This window comes from uncultured Pseudomonas sp. (assembly GCF_913774235.1).
In the GTDB taxonomy this organism is placed as follows: Bacteria; Pseudomonadota; Gammaproteobacteria; order Pseudomonadales; family Pseudomonadaceae; genus Chryseomonas.
In genome coordinates, this window is the sequence record NZ_CAJYDW010000006.1 from 280015 (window position 1) to 299902 (window position 19888).

The 19888-nt window shown below is 67.3% G+C and carries 18 protein-coding genes; 13 read left to right on the forward strand and 5 right to left on the reverse strand.

All coding sequences use genetic code 11. From position 1 onward, the window contains the following. Window positions 1-2 precede the first annotated feature (2 nt). The 4 genes from otnK (at window position 3) to otnI (ending at window position 4324) form a co-directional block, all read left to right on the forward strand. A complete protein-coding gene (otnK, locus tag QZ471_RS06480) occupies window positions 3-1295 on the forward strand; it encodes a 3-oxo-tetronate kinase (RefSeq protein WP_295461945.1) in 1293 nt (430 codons plus the stop codon). Beyond that, on the forward strand, window positions 1292-1930 hold the full coding sequence (locus QZ471_RS06485) for an aldolase (protein ID WP_295461947.1): 639 nt from the start codon (window positions 1292-1294) through the stop codon (window positions 1928-1930). Before otnK ends, QZ471_RS06485 begins: the two co-directional genes overlap by 4 nt. A 138-nt stretch (window positions 1931-2068) precedes the next feature. After that, complete coding sequence (locus QZ471_RS06490; protein WP_295461949.1) at window positions 2069-3529, forward strand: SLC13 family permease; 1461 nt, start codon at window positions 2069-2071, stop codon at window positions 3527-3529. A gap of 15 nt (window positions 3530-3544) precedes the next feature. Continuing rightward, window positions 3545-4324, forward strand: coding sequence for a 2-oxo-tetronate isomerase (gene otnI / locus QZ471_RS06495; RefSeq protein ID WP_295461951.1), 780 nt, complete (start codon window positions 3545-3547; stop codon window positions 4322-4324). Between the two features lie 204 nt (window positions 4325-4528). Here otnI and QZ471_RS06500 read toward each other — a convergent pair whose 3' ends face one another. Further along, a complete protein-coding gene (locus QZ471_RS06500; protein ID WP_295461953.1) occupies window positions 4529-5080 on the reverse strand; it encodes a sugar ABC transporter ATPase in 552 nt (183 codons plus the stop codon). Window positions 5081-5182: 102 nt separating this feature from the next. Here QZ471_RS06500 and xseA point away from each other — a divergent pair, with 102 nt between their 5' ends. Further along, window positions 5183-6562 (forward strand): exodeoxyribonuclease VII large subunit, encoded by a 1380-nt coding sequence (gene xseA / locus QZ471_RS06505; RefSeq protein WP_295461955.1) that lies wholly within the window; start codon window positions 5183-5185, stop codon window positions 6560-6562. A 73-nt stretch (window positions 6563-6635) separates the two neighbouring features. Beyond that, a complete protein-coding gene (locus QZ471_RS06510) occupies window positions 6636-7673 on the forward strand; it encodes a purine nucleoside permease (protein ID WP_295461957.1) in 1038 nt (345 codons plus the stop codon). A 3-nt stretch (window positions 7674-7676) separates the two neighbouring features. Here the strand turns inward: QZ471_RS06510 and QZ471_RS06515 are convergent, their stop codons facing one another. Next, entirely contained in the window at window positions 7677-7931 is a 255-nt protein-coding gene (locus QZ471_RS06515) for a hypothetical protein (RefSeq protein WP_295461959.1), read from the reverse strand. 164 nt (window positions 7932-8095) lie between these two features. Here QZ471_RS06515 and QZ471_RS06520 point away from each other — a divergent pair, with 164 nt between their 5' ends. The 3 genes from QZ471_RS06520 to QZ471_RS06530 all read left to right on the forward strand — a co-directional run bounded on the left by QZ471_RS06520 (window position 8096) and on the right by QZ471_RS06530 (window position 10544). Beyond that, window positions 8096-9202: an L-dopachrome tautomerase-related protein gene (locus tag QZ471_RS06520; RefSeq protein WP_295461961.1), complete on the forward strand. Its 1107-nt coding sequence runs from the start codon at window positions 8096-8098 to the stop codon at window positions 9200-9202. Window positions 9203-9421: 219 nt separating this feature from the next. Next, the gene (locus QZ471_RS06525; protein ID WP_295461963.1) at window positions 9422-10243 is read left to right on the forward strand and encodes a M23 family metallopeptidase; all 822 of its coding nucleotides are present in this window, start codon (window positions 9422-9424) and stop codon (window positions 10241-10243) included. A gap of 94 nt (window positions 10244-10337) precedes the next feature. Further along, on the forward strand, window positions 10338-10544 hold the full coding sequence (locus QZ471_RS06530; protein ID WP_184285910.1) for a hypothetical protein: 207 nt from the start codon (window positions 10338-10340) through the stop codon (window positions 10542-10544). 3 nt (window positions 10545-10547) lie between these two features. On the opposite strand, the gene QZ471_RS06535 is transcribed toward QZ471_RS06530, so the two are convergent. Then, complete coding sequence (locus tag QZ471_RS06535; protein WP_295461967.1) at window positions 10548-11102, reverse strand: DUF488 domain-containing protein; 555 nt, start codon at window positions 11100-11102, stop codon at window positions 10548-10550. A 6-nt stretch (window positions 11103-11108) separates the two neighbouring features. After that, window positions 11109-11498: a DUF6491 family protein gene (locus tag QZ471_RS06540; RefSeq protein WP_295461969.1), complete on the reverse strand. Its 390-nt coding sequence runs from the start codon at window positions 11496-11498 to the stop codon at window positions 11109-11111. Between the two features lie 111 nt (window positions 11499-11609). Here QZ471_RS06540 and QZ471_RS06545 point away from each other — a divergent pair, with 111 nt between their 5' ends. After that, a complete protein-coding gene (locus QZ471_RS06545; protein ID WP_295461971.1) occupies window positions 11610-12890 on the forward strand; it encodes a mechanosensitive ion channel family protein in 1281 nt (426 codons plus the stop codon). Window positions 12891-12917: 27 nt separating this feature from the next. Then, window positions 12918-13586, forward strand: coding sequence for a glutathione S-transferase (locus QZ471_RS06550; RefSeq protein WP_295461973.1), 669 nt, complete (start codon window positions 12918-12920; stop codon window positions 13584-13586). A gap of 345 nt (window positions 13587-13931) precedes the next feature. On the opposite strand, the gene QZ471_RS06555 is transcribed toward QZ471_RS06550, so the two are convergent. Continuing rightward, window positions 13932-14363, reverse strand: a complete 432-nt coding sequence (locus tag QZ471_RS06555; protein WP_295462185.1) for a DUF4174 domain-containing protein — start codon at window positions 14361-14363, stop codon at window positions 13932-13934. A 358-nt stretch (window positions 14364-14721) separates the two neighbouring features. Here QZ471_RS06555 and leuA point away from each other — a divergent pair, with 358 nt between their 5' ends. Then, entirely contained in the window at window positions 14722-16392 is a 1671-nt protein-coding gene (leuA, locus tag QZ471_RS06560) for a 2-isopropylmalate synthase (protein WP_295461975.1), read from the forward strand. 138 nt (window positions 16393-16530) lie between these two features. Further along, on the forward strand, window positions 16531-19836 hold the full coding sequence (locus QZ471_RS06565) for an EAL domain-containing protein (protein WP_295461977.1): 3306 nt from the start codon (window positions 16531-16533) through the stop codon (window positions 19834-19836). The last annotated feature ends 52 nt before the right edge of the window (window positions 19837-19888 follow it).

The following is a 19888-nucleotide window of genomic DNA, read 5'->3' on the forward strand; positions in this document are numbered from 1 at the left end:
CGATGAGCCAGACCGAAAATCGCCCGCTGCTGGGCTGCATCGCCGACGACTTCACCGGCGCCACCGATCTCGCCAACATGCTGGTGCGCGGCGGCATGCGCACCGTGCAGGTGATCGGCGTACCCGCGGCGGACGCCGAACTGGAAGCTGCCGACGCCGTGGTAGTGGCGCTGAAATCCCGCACCACGCCGGCTGCCGAGGCGGTGAGCGAATCCCTGGCCGCCCTCGCCTGGCTGCGCCAGCGTGGCTGCCGGCAGTTCTTCTTCAAGTACTGCTCCACCTTCGACTCCACTGCCGAAGGCAACATCGGCCCGGTGGCCGAGGCCCTGCAAGAGGCGCTGGACTGCGACTTCACCCTGGCCTGCCCGGCCTTCCCGGAGACCGGCCGCACCCTGTTCCGCGGCCATCTGTTCGTGCAGGACCAACTGCTCAGCGAATCCGGCATGCAGCACCACCCGCTGACGCCCATGGGCGACGCCAACCTGGTGCGGGTGCTGCAGGCGCAGAGTCGCGGCAAAGTCGGCCTGCTGCGCTATGACCAGGTCGCCAAGGGCCCCGAGGCCGTGCGCGTGGCCATCGCCAAGCTGCGCGAGTCGGGTCACCGCCTGGCCATCGCCGATGCCCTGTCCGATGCCGACCTGCACACCCTGGGCGCGGCCTGTGCCGAGTTGCCCTTGGTGACCGGCGGTTCGGGCATCGCCCAGGGCCTGCCGGAGAATTTCCGTCGCGCCGGCCTGCTCCAGGCGCACGACGCCGCCGCCCTGGAGCTGCCCGCCGGTGGCGAGGCGGTCCTCGCCGGCAGTGCCTCCCAGGCCACCAATGGCCAGGTCGCCGCCTGGCTGGAAGCCAACCGCCCCGCCTTGCGCCTGGATCCGCTGGCGCTGGCCCAGGGTGACGAATCCATCGACGCCGCCCTCGCCTGGGCGCGTGAGCAGGGCCAAGCCGTGCTGATCTATGCCACCAGTCCCGCCGACGAGGTCAAGGCCATCCAGCGCGAGCTGGGCGTGGCCCGTGCCGGTGAACTGGTGGAACGCGCCCTCGGCCTGATCGCCCGTGGCCTGTTCGACAGCGGCGTGCGCCGCCTGGTGGTGGCCGGTGGCGAGACCTCCGGCGCCGTGGTCCAGGCGCTGGGCGTGCGGACCCTGCGCATTGGCGCCCAGATCGATCCGGGCGTGCCGGCCACGCTAGGACAGGTGCAGGGCGAACCCCTGGCCCTGGCGCTCAAGTCCGGCAACTTCGGCAGCCGCGACTTCTTCGCCAAGGCCCTGCGCCAGCTGGCAGGAGAAAAAGCATGAGCAACGAAGCCCGGCTGCGCGAGGAGATCTGCACCGTCGGCGCCAGCCTCTATACCCGCGGCTACACCGTGGGCAGCGCCGGCAACATCAGCGCCCGCCTGGAAGACGGCTGGCTGATCACCCCTACCGACGCCTGCCTCGGTCGCCTCGATCCGGCGGCCATCGCCAAGGTCGGCCTGGGCGGCGACTGGGTCTCCGGCGACAAGCCGTCCAAGACCCTAGCCCTGCATCGCCAGGTCTATGACCGCAATCCCGGCGTGGGCGGGGTGGTGCATACCCACTCCACCCATCTGGTGGCCCTGACCCTGGCCGGCGTCTGGCGTCCGGACGACATCCTGCCGCCCATCACGCCCTACCAGGTGATGAAGGTCGGCCATATCCCGCTGATCCCCTATGCGCGCCCGGGTGCCGCTAGCGTCGCCGAACAGGTGGCGCAACTGGCCAACCGGGTCCGCGGGGTGATGCTCGAACGCCTCGGCCCGGTGGTCTGGGAGAGCAGCGTGAGCAAGGCCAGCTTCGCCCTGGAGGAGCTGGAAGAAACCGCGCGGCTGTGGCTGCTGACCGAGCCGCGCCCGGCGCCGCTCGATGCCGCCGCCCTGGCCGAACTGGCGGAGACCTTCGGCGCCGTCTGGTGAGCTGAAGCCCGCCCCTGAAACACCCGCCCACGATGGCCGCCTTTGGCCGTCGCGGGATCGGCTTGCCCTGAACAACAACAATAGCGAGGAAAGTGCCATGCCCCACGTCGTCAGCTCTACCCGCCCGGAGCACCGCTCATGAGTCCGTTGCTGCTGGTCCTCATCGCCGCGGCGGGCATCGCCCTGCTGCTGTTCCTGGTCCTCAAGTATAAGTTCCAGCCCTTCGTGGCCTTGATGCTGGTGAGCATCCTGGTGGCCCTGGCCGCTGGAGTGGAGCCGTCCAAGCTGGTCGCCACCATCGAAGGCGGCATGGGCAAGATCCTCGGCCACATCGCCATCATCATCGCCCTGGGCGCCATGATCGGTCGCATCATCGAACTCTCCGGTGGCGCCGAGGCCCTGGCCAAGACGCTGATCGAGCGCTTCGGTAACAGGCGCACGCCGCTGGCCCTGACCCTGGCCGGCTTCCTGGTCGGCATCCCGGTGTTCTTCGAGGTCGGCGTGATCGTCTTGATGCCGCTGGCCTATGGCATCGCCCGCACCGCGCGCAAGCCGCTGATCGTCTTCGCCCTGCCCATGTGCGCCACCATGCTCACCGTGCACGCCATGCTGCCGCCCCACCCGGGCGCCGTAGCCGCCGCCGGCCAGCTGGGCGCCGACCTCGGTCGGGTGCTGCTGTTCGGCCTGCCGATCACCGCGGTGCTGGCCCTGATCGGCTGGTGGGTGGCCGGGCGCATGACCCGCCGTCACTACCCCATGACCGACGACATCCGCACCGACGTCTATGGCGCCCAGATCACCGACACCCATCTGCAACAGTGGGGCCGCGGCCAGGACATGGCCCCCGGCCTGCCCAGCCTCGGCGCCGCCGCGGTCAAGGTCGACGAGACCCCGGCCGGCCTCGCCGCCGGTCTGCCGCCCGCCCCGGCGCCCGGCTTCGGTCTGGTGGTGACCCTGATCCTGCTGCCCATCGTGCTGATCCTGCTGGGGACCCTGGCCACCAGCTGGCTGCCCGCCGGCAACCTGCTGCGCGACATCCTCACCGTGGTCGGCGCGCCCCTGGTGGCGCTGCTGATCGACACCCTGCTGTGTGCCTATGTGCTGGGCTTTCGCCGCGGCTGGTCGCGCGAGCAGGTGTCGGAGGTGATCGGCTCGGCGCTGCCCGGCGTCGCCATGGTCATCCTCATCGCCGGTGCCGGCGGCGTCTTCGGCAAGGTGCTGGTGGACACCGGCATCGGCGCGGTGGTCTCGGAGCTGCTACGCGCCACCGGCCTGCCGGTGCTGGCGCTGGGCTTCGTACTGACCCTGCTGCTGCGCGCGGTGCAGGGCTCCACCACCGTGGCCCTGGTCACCACCGCCGGCATCCTCGGCCCGCTGATCGCCACCCTGGACCTCTCGGCCAACCACATGGCGCTGCTGTGCCTGGCCATGGGCGCCGGCGGTCTGGCCGTGTCGCACATCAACGACGCCGGCTACTGGATCTTCACCAAGCTGGTGGGCCTGAGCGTCGCCGACGGCTTGCGTACCTGGACCGTCCTGACCACCCTGCTGGGGTGCCTGGGCTTCGCCATCACCCTGCTGCTCTGGCCCTTCGTCTGATCTAGGAGACAAGCCATGCCCCGCTTCGCCGCCAACCTCAGCATGCTCTACCCCGAGCATGCCTTCCTCGACCGCTTCGCCGCCGCTGCGGCGGATGGCTTCCAGGCCGTGGAATACCTCTTTCCCTATGAACACAGTGCCGCCGAGATCAAGGCCCGCCTGGACGCCGCCGGCCTGACCCAGGTGCTGTTCAACGCCCCGCCCGGTGACTGGGCCGCTGGCGAACGTGGTCTGGCCGCCCTGCCCGGTCGCGAGGCCGAGTGCCGCGCCGGCATCGACCGCGCCCTGGACTACGCCGCCGTGCTGGGCAATCGCCTGGTGCATGTCATGGCCGGGTTGCTGCCCGCCGGGGTCGACCGGGCCCGCGCCCGCGACACCTACCTGGGCAACCTCGCCCATGCCGCCGAACAGGCGGCGAAGGCCGGGGTGACCATCCTCATCGAGCCGATCAACCCGCGCGACATGCCCGGCTATTTCCTCAATCGCCAGGACGACGCCCAGGCCATCCGCCAGGCCATCGGCGCTGACAATCTGAAGGTGCAATTCGACTGCTACCACTGCCAGATCGTCGAGGGCGACGTCAGCAAGACCTTCGAGCGGGACTTCGCTGGCATCGGCCACGTGCAGATCGCCGGCGTGCCCGACCGCCACGAACCGGACCTGGGCGAGCTCCATTACCCCTACCTGTTCGAACGCTTCGACGCCCTCGGCTACGACGGCTGGATCGGCTGCGAGTACCGCCCGCGGGGCGATACCTCGGCGGGGTTGGAGTGGTTGCGTAAGTTGCAGGCGTAAATCCGTAGGTTGGGCTGAGCGCAGCGAAGCCCAACACCGCGCACGTCCGCCGTCAGACCCCGCTGCCCAGTGGAAAACGCTGTGCGGTTTTCCACGCTACGGATCCATCGCGGCCATGCCGGTGCGCCGTAGCGACCGCTCCTACGGCCAAATTGGAGCGTGTAGGAGCGGCCCATGGCCGCGATAAAACCCCCGGGAAAACTCCTAAACCTCCACCACCGCCAACGGCTGCCCCAGGCGCCGGCGGAATTCCTCCAGGAACGCCGGAGCGAAGGCCCGTGCTGGCCAGTGGTTGAAGATGAAGCCCAGGTCGGAAAAGGCGCAGGGCTGGGGAAAGTCGAAGCCGTTGATGTCGTCTTCGTGGTCGCATTCCGGACAGGCGAAATTGTCGCTCTCCGCCGGCATCCACACCTCCAGGTGCTCGAACAGCGCTTCGCCGATCTCGCGGCGGCAGGCGGGGCAGCGCGCGCGACCTTCGAAGCCGTCCAGCGGGGTGAAGATGCAGCGCTCGGTGACGATCTCCAGGCCCCCGTCGGGATAGTCGCGCGGATCGTCCATGCCCGGCGTCAGGCGCAACACCTCGGTCAATCGTGCTCCCGGCGCATGGCCCCGCCGGCCGCGACTGGGCAGGCAGGGCGAGGCCTCAGCCCGGACCACACCAGCGGCGGCGAGCCAGCCGAGGATTTCCACCGCCGTACGCTCGACCCGCGGATGGCTGGAAATACGAGGGGCGAGGATGGTCTGGCGCAGAGTCATGGAGCGTGGGTCTCAAAGGCAGGGGCGCGCAGCTTAATCCGCTGCTCGCCCTGCGCCCATAGCTGCTAAGGTGAGGCCGACGAAAGCCACAGAAAGCCCCCCATGTTCAAGGACCCCTTCGCCCGCCTCGGTCTCGACCGCGAGGTGCTCAGCGTCAGCCAGCTCAACAGCCGCGCCCGGGTGCTGCTGGAGGACGTCTTCGCCCAGGTCTGGGTCGAGGGCGAGATCTCCAACCTGGCCAAGCCCGCCTCGGGCCACCTCTATTTCACCCTCAAGGATGGCCAGGCCCAGGTGCGTTGCGCCCTGTTCCGCCAGCATGCCAGCCGTGTGCGCCAGGCGCTGCGCGATGGCCTGGCGGTCAAGGTGCGCGGCAAGGTCTCGCTGTTCGAAGGCCGTGGCGACTACCAACTGATCCTCGACAGCGTCGAGCCGGCCGGCGATGGCGCCCTGCGCCTGGCCTTCGAGGCGCTCAAGGAGCGGCTGGCCGCCGAGGGCCTGTTCGCCGCTGAGCGAAAGCGACCGCTGCCCGCCCATCCGCAACGCATCGGCATCGTCTCTTCGCCGACCGGCGCGGTGATCCGCGACATCGTCAGCGTCTTCAAGAGACGCGCGCCCCAGGTGGAACTGACCCTGGTCCCCACCGCTGTGCAGGGTCGCGAGGCCACCGCCCAGATCGTCCGCGCCCTGCAACTGGCCGACCGCCAGGGCTTCGATGCGCTGATCCTGGCCCGCGGCGGCGGCTCCTTGGAAGACCTCTGGTGCTTCAATGAAGAACCCGTGGCCCGCGCCCTGGCCGCCTGCCAGACCCCGGTAGTGAGCGCTGTCGGCCACGAGACCGATGTCTCCATCGCCGACTTCGTTGCCGATGTCCGCGCCCCTACCCCTTCAGCGGCGGCGGAATTGCTGGCACCCCACAGCGCCGACCTGCGCCAGCGCCTGGACGGCCTGCATCGTCAACTACTGCTGCGCATGCGTGAGCGCCTGGCGCGCGAGCGGCTGCGCCTGGAAGCCTGTAGCCGCCGCCTACGCCATCCCGGCGAGCGCCTACGCCAGCAGGCCCAGCGCCTGGACGACCTGGATCTGCGTCTACGTCGCGCCTACGTCATCGCCCAGAATCGTCGCCGGGATCGCCTGGCGCACCTGGACACCCGCCTGGCCGGCCAGCATCCCGGTCGCCAGTTGGCCTTGCTGCGCCAACGTCTGGAGCAACTAGCCGAACGCCTACCGCGCGTCATGCAGCGGCAGTTGAAGGAGCGCCAGCAACGCCTGGCCGGCGCGGTGCAGACGCTGCAGATCGTCAGTCCCCTGGCCACTCTGGGCCGCGGCTACAGCATCCTGCTCGACGAGCGCGGCCATGCGGTGCGTTCCGCCGCCGAGGTCGCCAATGGGCAGAAGCTCACCGCCCGGCTCGCCGAGGGCGAATTGGCGGTACGGGTACTGGACAATCACCAGGAACCAACCACTCTGTCTCTGTTGGACTAAACGGTCCAACCCGGACCGATGGTGGCACGTATCTTGAACCCTCGGTCAGGATTTCCCCTTACCGAGGCCCCCCATGCATTCCCTTCTACGCGCTTCCCTGCTCCCCCTTACCACCGCCCTGCTGGCCGGCGCGGCCCAGGCCGCGACCCCGCCCGCCGCGCCAATGCAACCCAAGGTCATGATCGTGGCGATGTTCGGCCCCGAGGCCCAGACCTGGATCGATCGCCTCAAGCTCACCCACAAGGTCGCTGTCGACGGTCTCTCCGCCGACTATCCCGATGTGCTCTGCAATGAGGCACGGGTGTGCCTGATGACCACCGGAATGGGGCATGCCAACGCCGCCGCCTCGACCCTGGCGCTGACCCTGTCGCCCAAATTCGACCTCAAACAGACCTATTTCATGGTCGCCGGCATTGCCGGGATCAGCCCCAAGGAAGGCACCCTGGGCACCACCGCCTGGGCCCGCTACCTGGTGGACTTCGGTATCCAGTGGGAAATCGATTCGCGCGACGTGCCCAAGGACTGGCCGACCGGCTACCTGGGCATCAACACTCGCAGCCCCAGCGAGAAACCACCGCTGGACTACAAGACCGAGGTGTTCGAACTCAATGTGCGCCTGAGGGACAAGGCCTATGCCCTCTCGCGTAAAGCCGAGTTGACCGAGAGTGCGGAATCCAAGGCCTGGCGCCAACGCTACGATTACGCGCCGGCCAACCAGCCGCCGGTGGTGACGCGCTGTGACACCCTGGCCGGCGACACCTGGTATTCCGGCACCCGCCTCTCCGAAAGGGCCGAGGAATGGACCCGCCTGCTCACCAATGGCCAGGGCCGCTACTGCACCACCCAGCAGGAAGACAACGCCACCTACGAAGCGCTGCTGCGGGCCAGCCGCCTCGGCAAGGTCGACCTGCAGCGCCTGGCGGTGGTCCGTGCTGGCTCGGACTTCGACCGTCCGGCCAAGGGCGCCTCCGAGGTGGACAATCTGCTCGACTACGCCAAGCAGGGCGGCTTCGCCCCGGCGCTGGAGAATCTCTATCGCACCGGCAATCCTCTGGTGCAGGAGATCGTCGAGCACTGGGATGTGTGGCAGAAGGGCGTTCCGGCGAGTTAAGCCCTACTGCGCCCGCTCCGTCCCTTGCGGCGTCGCCTGGGACGGATTGGCGGTGTCCGGCGCCCGGGGCGCCAGCAGGTCCTTGTGGGTCTGCTCCACGGTGTGCCCAGGCGACTGGGTGGCGGGATCGCTGCCCGGAGCGCTCTTCTGCACTACCTCGCTGCGCTGGGGTGGTGGCGTTTCCGGTGTCTTGTCGCAGCCGGCGAGCAAGGCGCTCAGGGTCAGCAGGGCCAGGCTGCAGGTGACGAAACGGGGCATGGTCTTCTCCTCTGGGGTTTCAAGGAGGACTGCCGAATTCCCGGTCGCGTTCCCCCGCCAAGGCACGTCCGGCCGGTCGTCGGCCCTGGCGATCTTCGCCGCGCCAGGCGCAGTCGTACCTGTAGCACCGGAGTTTCCGGTCACCTCCTACAAGGAACACTGCCATGCCCAGCCTCGCCCTCTCCCGCCTCGCCCTGGCCACCCTGCTGGCCGCCCTGCCCCTGGCACCCGCCGCCTTCGCTGCCGAACCCAGCGCCAAGCTGGAAAAGGTCGCCAGCTTCGATCACCAGGTCACCGGCGTCACCGTCAGCGAGACCGGGCGGATTTTCGTCAACTTCCCGCGCTGGACCGAAGACAGCGAGGTCTCGGTGGCCGAACTCAAGCCCGATGGCAGCCTGGTGCCCTATCCCGACGCCGCCTGGAACGGCTGGCGCAACGCCCAGCGCGACGAGCTGACGCCGGGCGAGCGCTGGGTATGCGTGCAATCCGTGGTGGCCGACGGCCGCGGCAACCTCTGGGTGATCGACCCGGGTGCCCCCGCCCAGGCCCTGGTGGTACCCGGCGCGCCCAAGCTGGTGAAGATCGACCTCGCCAGCAACCAGGTCAGCAAGGTCTATGCGCTGGACGAGAGCGTGGCGCCCCAGGGCAGCTACCTCAACGACATGAGATTCAGCCCGGACGGCCGGCATGCCTACATCACCGATTCCGGTGCCCGCGGTGCGCTGGTGGTGCTGGACCTGGAGAGTGGCAAGGCCCGCCGCGCCCTGGACGGCGACCCGAGCACCCAGGCCGAGAAGGGCGTCAAGGTCAAGGCCGATGGCAAGCCCCTGGTGCGCCCGGATGGCCGCGGCGTGGAATTCTCCGCCGACGGCATCGCCCTCTCTCCAGCCGGCGACTACCTCTATTGGCAGGCGGTCAAGGGCAACACTCTCTACCGCATCCCTACCGCCGCCCTGCAGGGCGACGACCTCACCAGCCTGCCGGCCAAGGTGGAAAAAGTCGGCGAGAATGGGCCGGCCGATGGTTTGCTGATGGATCCCCAGGGCCGACTCTATGTCAGCGCGGTGGAAGAGCATGCGGTCAAAATCCGGGAGAATGGTCAGCTCACCACCCTGGTGCAGGACAAGAAATTGATCTGGCCGGATACCTTCGCCCGCGGCGCGGACGGCACCGTCTACGTCACGGATTCGCGCATCCCCGAGATGAGCTTCTTCGATCCCAAGCAGGGACCGGCGCTGGAAACCGTGCTGTACAAGATCGTCCCCAACTGACTTAGAGCCTGTTCAAAGTCTCGCGAGCTAGAGGCAAACAAGGTGAAAATGCCTGAGGAAGCGGAGTTTACGAGTAGTAAATGAGCATTCCGAAGGCATTTTCAACGCCGTTTGGCCGACGCGCAGCAGACTTTGAATAGGCTCTAAGAGGGTTCTGGGCGCCTTGCCCTTTGGCCCTCGCCTGCTCCAGCATGGGCGTTTTCGCCACCGGATGCGCCCATGCCCCGCCTGTTCACCCTGCTCTGCTGCCTGCTGCTGACCCTCCCGGCCCACGCCGGTACCTATCTGCAACGTCTGCTGGACAAGCCCGTGCCGGGTGGCGTGGCCGTGGTGCCGGTCCCCGGCGAGCAGGCGCCGCGGGTGAGCTATCAGGGCAAGCCGGTGCTGGTGGTCAAGGACGGCAACGGTTGGGTGGCCATCGTCGGTATCCCCCTGGGTACCGCGGCCGAGCGTCAGCAGCTGCAAGTCGCTGGCGCTGCGCCCCTGGCGTTCAACGTTGGTAGCCGGCATTACGCCGAACAGCGCATTACCCTAAAGAACCAGCGCCAAGTGACCCCCAACCCCGAAGACCTCAAGAGGTTCGAGCGCGAGCTGGCCGAACAGCAGGCCGCCTACCGGCTGTTCTCGCCGAACCAGCCGAGCAACCTGCTGTTGGACAAACCCGTGGACGGTCCGCTCTCCAGCCCCTTCGGCCTGCGCCGCTTCTTCAATGGCCAGGAGCGCAATCCCCACTCGGGTCTGGACTTCGCCGTGCCGGCCGGCACCCCGGTGAAGTCCCCCGCGGCGGGCAAGGTGGTGCTGGTGGGCGACTACTTCTTCAACGGCAAGACGGTGTTCGTCGACCACGGCCAGGGCTTCATCAGCATGTTCTGCCACCTCTCGCGGATCGACGTCCAGGTCGGCCAGCAGTTGCCCCGCGGCGGCGTGATCGGCCGCGTCGGCAGCACCGGTCGCGCCACCGGGCCGCACCTGCACTGGAACGTCAGCCTCAACGACGTGCGCGTCGACCCGAGCATCTTCATCGGGGCGTTCAAGCCCTGATCGGCCACACACACCCGGTTGCAGTCCAGGGCATTGCCAGGCACCCGGCGCTGGCTTAAAAGGAACGCCTCCTCCGCCCGGACCTGGAACCATCATGACCCCAAGACCCCGCTTCGGCAGCGCCCTCGGCAGCATCCTGCTGGTCGCCGCGGCCTGCTACCTGCTCGTGGGCTTCTCCCAGGGCTTCGTGCTGTCGGCCTGGTCCTGGCGTACCTGGGTGGTCTACGCCGTGCTGGTCAGTGTCTATCCCATCGGCCTCTATGCCGGCTGGTGGAAGAAGCGCGAGCCGGTCGAGCGCTAAGCACTAGCCCCAGCCATGTCGGGCATAGGCCTGTTGCAGCCGCTCTTCCCGCGAGCTGAACAGATCGCCATCCGCCAGCCCACTAGCGGCCAGTAGCCGATCCTCCAGTTCCGCCTGGGATTCCAGCCGGCCGTCCGGATGGATGTGCGCCACCGCCAGGCCCCGTCGCGCCAGGCAGGGCGCCACCAGCAGTCCGCGATGGCAGGTCAGGGGATCGCGCTCGGCACACAGCAGGGCGATCCGCCAACGGGCCTGGCCCTGCTCCAACCGCACCAGGCCCTGCTGGAACAACGCGCTGGCGGCCAGGCGATCGTAGCGAAGCCGACCGTCCTGGTAATGCGCCGGATCGGGGCTGCGCGCGCCCAGCTCCGCGCCGAGGAAGACATAGGTGATCCCGGCGGCTGCCAGCCCTTCGCGCAAGGCTTCGCGGCAATACTGCGGCACGTGCCGGCTATAGGGCTGGGAGCGCACATCGGCCACGGCCGTCACGCCCTGCGCCTGCAACAGCTCGACGTAGCGCGCGAGCGGATGATTGGAATGCCCGAGGGTGAGGATCATGGCGAATCAGCGCAGCGGATCGAGGCGATACAGCCTGCCGATGGGGCAGTCCAGCCGGCCGCCCCGGGCATCGGTGGACACCAGGGTATCACCCGCCTGCAGGCCGGCGGCACGCGAGCGATAACCGAGGCGGTTGCCGGCAGCCAGGTTGCGGCAGGGCACGGCGAAGTCCACCAGATAGGCACGGCCGAGGCCGGTCCCCAGTGCCAGGTGGCGGGTATCCAGGTAGTGCCAGCCGGAGAGATCGAAGCCCAAGATGGTATCCAGGGGCGCGCCCTGCCGATAGCCCAGTTCGGCCAGGCGATCATCCAGGGTCGGCGGGCCGAAGGGGCGAACAGCGCAACCAGCCAGCAGCAGGAAGGCACCGAGGGTAAGCAAGGCAGGGAAGACGCGCATGGAAATTTTCCTGGAAGAGCTGAACCTTGGACCGACCGCGGACGCCGAATACGGCAAGCGGGGCGCAGCTTTGCTAATGTCGCGCCCGTAGTATCCCGTCAAGAGACCCCCATGCCCACGGCCCTCACCCAACTGCTCGACGACCTCGAAAAACACCCGCAACTGCTCACCCTGGTCGCCTGTCTCGGCCTGCTGCTGGCCGCCTGGCTGCTCAACTGGATCGTCAAGCGCATCCTGGTCCGCGGCTTCTACCGCCTGCTGCGCAGCACCTCCTTCGGCCAGGACCAGGAGCTCAACCACCACAGGGTCATCGGCCGCCTGGCCAACATCGTCCCGGCGCTGGTGCTGTCGGGCGGTATCGAGCTGGTGCCCGGCCGCCCCGAGGCGCTGGTCACCGTGGTGCAGAACGTCTGCAGCGCCTTCATCGTGCTGACCATCGCCCTGGCCCTGGGCAGCGCCCTCAACGTCATCAACGTGCTCTACTCGCGGCGACCTTCGGCGCGGCTCAAGCCGATCAAGGGCTACGTCCAGGTCAGCAAGATCGTCATCTACGCCATCGCGGTCATCCTGATGATCGCCACCCTGATCGACCGCTCGCCGCTGATCCTGCTCTCCGGCCTGGGTGCCATGGCCGCGGTGCTGCTGTTGATCTTCCAGGACACCCTGCTGTCCCTGGTGGCCAGCGTGCAGATTTCCAGCAACGACATCATCCGCGTCGGCGATTGGATCGAGATGCCCCAGCTCAATGCCGACGGCGACGTCATCGACATCGCCCTGCACACGGTCAAGGTGCAGAACTTCGACAAGACCATCACCACCATCCCCACCAAGAGATTCATCACCGACTCCTTCCGCAACTACCGCGGCATGCAGGAAGCCGGTGGCCGACGCATCAAGCGTTCGCTCAACATCGACCAGAACAGCGTGCACTTCTTGAGCGACGCCGAGCGCGAACACCTGCACCGCTTCAACCTGCTGGACGACTACCTCACCGCCAAGGAGCAGGAGCTGGCGGACTGGAATCGCAAGCTGGAAAAGCGCGGCCAGGAATCGGTGAACACCCGCCGGGTGACCAATCTGGGTACCTTCCGGGCCTATGTGGAGCGCTACCTGCGCGCCCATCCCGGGGTGCGCCAGGACATGACCCTGCTGGTGCGGCAGATGCCGCTTTCTGCCGAAGGGCTGCCCATCGAGGTCTACTGCTTCACCAACACCACGGTGTGGGCGCAATATGAAGGCATCCAGGGGGACATCTTCGATCACCTGCTCGCCATCCTCCCGGAATTCGGGCTCCATGTATTCCAGCACCCGAGCGGCCGCGACTTTCGCGGGCGGCTGGAATCACGGGAGGCCATGACCTCTCTCGGCGAACCGGGTATCCCGGCGCACTGATCCCCTTCCGCGGGCTAAGGAAAGACCATGATCGTCGTTCACCACCTGAACAACTCCCGCTCCCAGCGGGTGCTCTGGCTGCTCGAAGAGCTCGGCATCGAATACCGGGTGCAGCGCTACGAGCGCGCTGCCGGTGGCCTGTTCGCCCCGCCGGAATTGCGCAAGGTGCACCCGCTGGGCAAGTCGCCGATCATCGTCGACGGCGAGCTGACCCTGGCCGAGTCCGGCGCCATCGTCGACTACCTGGCGCGCCGCTACGGCCAGCAGCTGCTGCCACCCCAGGACAGCCCCGAGTTCGTCCGCTACACCTACTGGCTGCACTACGCCGAGGGCTCGGCCATGACGCCGCTGCTGCTCAAGCTGGTGTTCGACCGCATCGCCACCTCGCCCATGCCCTTCTTCGCCAAACCCATCGCCAAGGGTATCGCCGCCAAGGCCACCGCCAGCTTCATCCAGCCCCAGTTGGACCTGCACCTGGACTACCTGGAAAGCCAACTGGGTGCCAGCGGCTGGTTCGTCGGCGATAGCTTCACCGCGGCCGACATCCAGCTCAGCTTCCCCCTGGAAGCCGCCAAGGCTCGCGCCGGCCTGGACAACGGCAAGCGCCCCAAGCTGGTGGACTTCCTGCAACGCATCCACGCCCGCCCCGCCTATCAGCGCGCGCTGGAACAGGGTGGGCCTTACGTCTACGCCTGACGGCTGGGCTTGTTGGGCTTCGCTAAACGCTCAATCCAACCTCGTAGCTGCGGTCTCAACCACACTATCGCGGCCCTGGCGATCCGCCGATGCGGCCGCTGCTTACGGGTGCGGGCTAGCTTGTAGGAGCAACTGTCTTATCGCGGCCATGGGCCGCTCCTACGGTTACGTCGGAGCCTGTAGGAGCGGCCCATGGCCGCGATCAGTTCAGGCGCGTTCTCCACTGGCAGCCCGGCTCACTCCCACGTGGGCAAGGCTACGCCGTTGTCCACACTACGCGGCGTCCGGACTACCTCGGTAACCCCCTCTCCCCTCGGGAGAGGGTTGGGGTGAGGGCCGGGACGACTACCGCCGCATCGGCATCCTGTCGATGGTGCCGAACAGCGCCTTGAGCGACCACCCCTGCTGCTCACGCACCTTGATGCCACCGTCCTTGCCCACCAGATAGAGCGTGGTCGGCTGCCCGGCCCGGGCATCGAGCGCCTTCAGCAACGCCCGGGTCTGCTCCGGCCTCAGCGGCTCGTCGTTGCGACTACCAGCTTCCCCCACCACGGTATAGAGCACCATCTCCCGCTCGGCGAAGGCCTCGCGATTGGCCGGCTGCGCCAGCTCCTCGCGCAACCGGTTGACCTGGGGATCATCCGCTGTGGGTGCAACCAGGATCAGCGGGCGGGTCTTCCAGCGTTCGGCCGCCAAGGGGTTGTCGGCAGCCTGAACGCTAGTCACCAGCCCCGCGAGCAGCAGGGTGGCAAGGCCGGCTAAAGGCGGGATCTTCATCAAGGCTGTTCTCCGGGGCGATGGCGGGTATCTCCAGCATTGACCTCAGGACGGGCACCGGGATCGCCCCTGAGATTCGCGGTTACCGAAAACCTCACGGCGGCTATTTTAGAAAAAACCAATAAAAGCATTTATCTCGCAATTATCCACCAAAACCAGACCTATAACGCGTAATCCTGCCAATTTCAAAAAGAACATTGCGACCCCTGCCCTGGACGACTAACGTAGCGCCATGCACAACGCACAGACCCTCATCCTCCTCCGGCAGCACCGCTGCCTGCGCTTGGTCAGTCCACGACTGCGACGCTCGACCGCGCTCGCCTCGTAACTCCCGACCACGTCCAAGGAAAGAATCGCCATGACCATGCTCAAAGACCCTTCGCAGAAGTACCGTCCCTTCACCCCCGTCGCCTTGCCCGACCGTACCTGGCCGGACAAGATCATCGACAAGGCGCCGATCTGGCTGTCCACCGACCTGCGCGACGGCAACCAGTCGCTGATCGAGCCGATGGACGCCGAGAAGAAGATGGCCTTCTTCAAGTGCCTGGTCGCCGTGGGCCTGAAGGAAATCGAGGTGGGCTTTCCCTCCGCTTCCCAGACCGACTTCGACTTCGTCCGCGAACTGATCGAGGGTGGCCACATCCCCGACGACGTCACCATCCAGGTGCTGACCCAGGCCCGTGACGACCTCATCGAGCGCACCTTCGAATCGCTCAAGGGCGCCAAGCGCGCCATCGTCCACTACTACAACGCCTGCGCGCCGAGCTTCCGCCGCATCGTCTTCAACCAGGACAAGGCCGGCGTCAAGGCCATCGCCGTGGCCGCCGGCCAGACCATCGTGCGCCTGGCCGCCGAGCGTCCGGAAACGCAGTGGGGCTTCGAGTATTCCCCCGAGGTGTTCAGCTCCACCGAGACCGACTTCGCCGTCGAGGTGTGCAACGCGGTGATCGAGGTGTTCCAACCGACCCCGGCCAACAAGCTGATCCTCAATCTGCCGGCCACCATCGAGTGCGCCACGCCGAACAACTACGCCGACCAGATCGAGTGGTTCGGCCGCCACATCGACCGCCGCGACAGCGTGCTGATCAGTGTCCACACCCACAATGACCGCGGAACCGGCGTGGCCGCCTCGGAGCTGGCGGTGATGGCCGGCGCCGATCGCGTCGAGGGCTGCCTGTTCGGCAACGGCGAGCGCACCGGCAACGTCTGTCTGGTGACCTTGGCGCTCAATCTCTACACCCAGGGCGTCGACCCCGAGCTGGACTTCTCCGACATCGACGCCGTGCGCAAGACCGTCGAGGAGTGCAACCAGTTGCCGGTGCACCCGCGCCACCCCTACGTCGGCGACCTGGTCCACACCGCCTTCTCCGGTTCCCACCAGGACGCCATCCGCAAGGGCTTCGCCCAGCAAAAGCCGGACGCCCTCTGGGAAGTGCCCTACCTGCCCATCGACCCGGCCGACATCGGTCGCGACTACGAGGCGGTCATCCGCGTCAACAGCCAGTCGGGCAAGGGCGGCATCGCCTTCCTGCTGGAGCAGGAGTACGGCATCAGCCTGCCGCGCCGCATGCAGATCGAATTCAGCCAGGTGGTGCAGCGCGAAACTGATCGCCTGGGCCTGGAGATGACCGCCGCCCAGATCCATGGCCTGCTCGAACAGGAATATCTGCAGGCCAAGACGCCCTACACCCTGGTCAGCCACAAGCTGCGCGAGGAGGACGGTACCTCCACCGTCGATATCCAGGTGGCCGTGGAAGGCCGCACTGAGCATTGGCACGGCACCGGCAAGGGTCCGCTGGAGGCCCTGGTGGCGAGCCTGCCGGAAGCGGTGGAGATCATGGACTACCATGAGCACTCCATCGGCGCCGGCACCAACGCCAAGGCCGCCTCCTACATCGAGATCCGCCTGGAGGGCCAGCGTCCGCTGCATGGTATCGGCATCGACGAGAACATCACCACCGCCAGCTTCCGCGCCCTGCTTAGCGCCCTGAATCGCGCGGTCATCCAAGCGCAGGCCAAGGCCGCCTGACGCTGACATTCGTCAAAGCAAAGGGAATGCCCGTCGGCGTTCCCTTTTTTTATGGCGCCGCTGCATCGATACTGACCGTCTCAAGGATTCCTCGTACCGCCGCCTGCGGCATCCGGTACGATCTGGTACGGATGGTCGATGAACGTCTCCCCGCTTCGCCTCCCGCCTGCGCTGGGTAGCGCTCTGGCGCTTTGCGGCGTCTTCTTCCTCAGCTCCCTGCTGTGCCTGGCGCTAAGCCGCCAGTTCACCACGGTAGCCACCCTTTGGCTGCCCAACGGCCTGGCACTGGTCTGGCTGCTGCGCAGTCGGCGCTGGCATTGGCCCCTGCACGCCGTCGCGGTGCTGGTGGCTGCCGTGCTGACGGATCTCGCCAGCGGCGGCGGCGTGCTGCGCGGCCTGGGCATCGGCCTGAGCAATCTGAGCGAGGTGCTGCTCGGCGCCCTGCTCCTGCGCCGGCACTACCCTGGCTTCGAACGCAATGTCGCCGCCATGGGCCGGCTGCTGATCTACGGGGTGCTATTGCCCCCGCTGCTGGGCGCCATCCTGGGTACCCTGATCGTCCTGGACGACGCCGCTGACCTGGTCACGGTGGCCGTCCACTGGTACATCGGCGATGCGCTGGGCCTGTTGGTGGTACTGCCGCTGGCCAATCTTTCCTGGCCCCTGCGCTGGTCGCTCTTCACCCGCCACAGCCGTTGGGAATTCCTCGCGCTGCTGCTCCTGAGTCCCCCCCTAACGCTGCTGACGCTCTGGCAGTTGCCCTATCCGTTCGTCTATCTGGCCACGCTGCTGATGCTGATGACCATGCGCCTGACCGTGACCGGCACGGCGCTCGTCGGCGGACTCCAGGTGCTACTGCTGGGTACCCTGCTTGCCCATGGTCATATCATCGACCTGCGTCAGGCCTCGGTGGCCATCCAGGCTTTCACCTACATCCCCGTGGCCCTGATGCAGATCCCGCCACTGCTGTTGGCCGCCGCCATTCAGCAGAGCCGCTATCAGCATCGGCGCCTGCTGCGTAATCAGGCGCGCTATCGACATGCCATGCAGACCGCACCCTACGGCATGGCCCTGGTGTCCACCCAGGGCCTGCTGACCGACGTCAACCCGGCTCTGGAGCGCATGCTGGGCTATGCCCGGAATGCGCTCGAAGGCTGTCCCCTGAAGGTCTTGCTCGCGGAACAGGGCGACGAGCCGGATTTCGGCGAGGTCGAGCAACGGCTACAGCTGCGCCACCACGATGGTCATGCCCTCTGGGTGGAGCTGGCCTGCTCCCCCGACCACGACGATCAGGACCTGCTGACGGGCTATCTGATCCAGGTGCGCGACATCGACGCCGAGCACCGCGCCGACGAGCTCAATGCCAGCCTGCGCGAACGCCTGGAACTGGCCATCCGCGCCAGCAATCTCGGCATCTGGGAATGGGATACCCGCTCGCCGGGCTTCAACGCCGACGCCCGATTGCGCGATCTCTACGGCATCGCGCCGAACAACCAGAGCCGCGACATGGAGTTCTGGCTCACCTTCATCCACCCCGACGACAAGGCGCGCTCGCTGGACGTGTTCGACAAGGTCGCCAGCGAATCGATGTTCTACACCTTCAACTTCCGCATCAATCGCGGTGGTCCGGGGGGCGAGGTCCGCCATATCCGCTCCGACCTGATCTCGGTGGTCGCCCCCGACGGTCATGTCCGCCTGGTGGGCAGCAACAGCGACGTCACCGAACACCATCGCCTGACCACGGCGCTCTACGAAGAAAAGGAACGGCTGCAGGTCACCCTCGCCTCCATCGCCGATGCCGTGCTGACCACCGACATCGACGGTCGCATCCTCTTCCTCAATCCGGTGGCCGAGCAACTCACCGGCTGGTCGCTGGCCGACGCCCAGGGGCGTCCCCACGAAGAGGTGTTTCTCATCCAGGACAGCCAGAGCGACGCGGTCCTGCCCAGCCCAGTGACCCGCTGCCTGCACGAACAGACGGTCATCTCCCTGGAAGAAGGCGCCGTCCTGCTCAGCCGCCACGGCGAGCGCCACGAGGTCCAGGACTCCGCCGCGCCAGTGCGCACGGTCGACGGGCGCATCATAGGTGCGGTACTGGTGTTCCAGAACGTCACCCACGCCCGCAACCTGCAGCGCGAATTGAGCTATAACGCCTCCCACGACGCCCTCACCGGGCTGTACAACCGCCTCAAGTTCGAACAGGAGCTCGAAGGTGCCTGGCAGCAGGCCCAGGCCGGCACCACCCAGCACGCGCTGTGCTTCATCGATCTGGATCGCTTCAAGGTGGTCAACGACTCCGCCGGCCACGCCGCCGGTGACCTGCTGCTGCGCGAGCTGGGCACCCTGCTGCGCGACTCCCTGCGCGGCTCCGACGCCGTGGCGCGGATCGGCGGCGACGAATTCGCCCTGCTGCTGCGCGACTGCGACCTGGTGCAGGCCGAAGCCGTGGCCGACAAACTCATCGCCAGCATCGGCGCGGTGCGCTTCAACTGGCAGGATCGGGTCTACGACGTCGGTGCCAGCGCCGGCATCGTCGCCATCACCGCCGAAACCCTCAGCCCCGCCGAACTGATGAGCCAGGCCGACGTCGCCTGCTACACCGCCAAGCACGCCGGACGCAATCGCGCCGCGCTCTACCGGGCGGGCAGCGAAGACGTCGAGCGCCAGCACCGGGAAATCCTCATGGCCAGCGGCCTGCGCGAGGCGCTGGAGCAGCACCGCTTCGAACTGCACGCCCAGCCCATCGTCGCCACCCACCCCAGCCGCCGCGACGAGCAGCACGTCGAACTGCTGCTGCGCCTGCGTGACGTCCAGGGCCAGCTGATCTCGCCGGCCACCTTCATCCCGGCCGCCGAACGCTTCGGCCTGATGAGCAACATCGACCGCTGGGTGGTGCGCCAGGTGCTGGTCGACCTGGTGCCCTGGCTGCAGGAGCGGCCGCTATTGCAGGTGGGCATCAACCTGTCGGGCAACAGCCTGAGCGATCCCGACTTCCTGCCCGAACTGCTGGAGCTGATCGCCGCCTCGCCGCTGGACCCGCAGCGCCTGCTGTTCGAGCTGACCGAAACCGCGGTGATCAACAAGCTGTCGGTGGCCTCCGCCCTCATCAGCCAGGTACGCGAGCGCGGCTGCCGCATCGCCCTGGACGACTTCGGCGCCGGCCTCAGCTCCTTCGCCTACCTCAAGCACTTCCGCGTCGACTACGTGAAGATCGACGGCAGCTTCGTCCGCAACCTCGACCAGGACCCGCTGGATCGCGCCATCGTCGAGTCCATCAACCAGGTTGCCCATCACCTGGGCGCCGAGACCATCGCCGAGTTCGTCGAATCCCGGGCGACCTTCGAACTGCTCGGTGCCATCGGCGTCGACTACGCCCAGGGCTACGCCCTCGGCAAACCCATCCCGCTGCAGGAGTGGCAGGGGCCACCCCGCTTCGAACCTTGAGCCGCGGCCATCGGTCGTAACCTGCACGACTCCCCCTTTCGGCAGAGGATCC

Excerpts from the sequence above, each read along its gene's own strand:
- otnK (WP_295461945.1), top strand. The coding sequence starts at position 3 with ATGAGCCAGACCGAAAATCGCCCGCTGCTGGGCTGCATCGCCGACGAC.
- QZ471_RS06485 (WP_295461947.1), top strand. The coding sequence starts at position 1,292 with ATGAGCAACGAAGCCCGGCTGCGCGAGGAGATCTGCACCGTCGGCGCC.
- QZ471_RS06490 (WP_295461949.1), top strand. The coding sequence starts at position 2,069 with ATGAGTCCGTTGCTGCTGGTCCTCATCGCCGCGGCGGGCATCGCCCTG.
- otnI (WP_295461951.1), top strand. The coding sequence starts at position 3,545 with ATGCCCCGCTTCGCCGCCAACCTCAGCATGCTCTACCCCGAGCATGCC.
- QZ471_RS06500 (WP_295461953.1), bottom strand. The coding sequence starts at position 5,080 with ATGACTCTGCGCCAGACCATCCTCGCCCCTCGTATTTCCAGCCATCCG.
- xseA (WP_295461955.1), top strand. The coding sequence starts at position 5,183 with ATGTTCAAGGACCCCTTCGCCCGCCTCGGTCTCGACCGCGAGGTGCTC.
- QZ471_RS06510 (WP_295461957.1), top strand. The coding sequence starts at position 6,636 with ATGCATTCCCTTCTACGCGCTTCCCTGCTCCCCCTTACCACCGCCCTG.
- QZ471_RS06515 (WP_295461959.1), bottom strand. The coding sequence starts at position 7,931 with ATGCCCCGTTTCGTCACCTGCAGCCTGGCCCTGCTGACCCTGAGCGCC.
- QZ471_RS06520 (WP_295461961.1), top strand. The coding sequence starts at position 8,096 with ATGCCCAGCCTCGCCCTCTCCCGCCTCGCCCTGGCCACCCTGCTGGCC.
- QZ471_RS06525 (WP_295461963.1), top strand. The coding sequence starts at position 9,422 with ATGCCCCGCCTGTTCACCCTGCTCTGCTGCCTGCTGCTGACCCTCCCG.
- QZ471_RS06530 (WP_184285910.1), top strand. The coding sequence starts at position 10,338 with ATGACCCCAAGACCCCGCTTCGGCAGCGCCCTCGGCAGCATCCTGCTG.
- QZ471_RS06535 (WP_295461967.1), bottom strand. The coding sequence starts at position 11,102 with ATGATCCTCACCCTCGGGCATTCCAATCATCCGCTCGCGCGCTACGTC.
- QZ471_RS06540 (WP_295461969.1), bottom strand. The coding sequence starts at position 11,498 with ATGCGCGTCTTCCCTGCCTTGCTTACCCTCGGTGCCTTCCTGCTGCTG.
- QZ471_RS06545 (WP_295461971.1), top strand. The coding sequence starts at position 11,610 with ATGCCCACGGCCCTCACCCAACTGCTCGACGACCTCGAAAAACACCCG.
- QZ471_RS06550 (WP_295461973.1), top strand. The coding sequence starts at position 12,918 with ATGATCGTCGTTCACCACCTGAACAACTCCCGCTCCCAGCGGGTGCTC.
- QZ471_RS06555 (WP_295462185.1), bottom strand. The coding sequence starts at position 14,363 with ATGAAGATCCCGCCTTTAGCCGGCCTTGCCACCCTGCTGCTCGCGGGG.
- leuA (WP_295461975.1), top strand. The coding sequence starts at position 14,722 with ATGACCATGCTCAAAGACCCTTCGCAGAAGTACCGTCCCTTCACCCCC.
- QZ471_RS06565 (WP_295461977.1), top strand. The coding sequence starts at position 16,531 with ATGAACGTCTCCCCGCTTCGCCTCCCGCCTGCGCTGGGTAGCGCTCTG.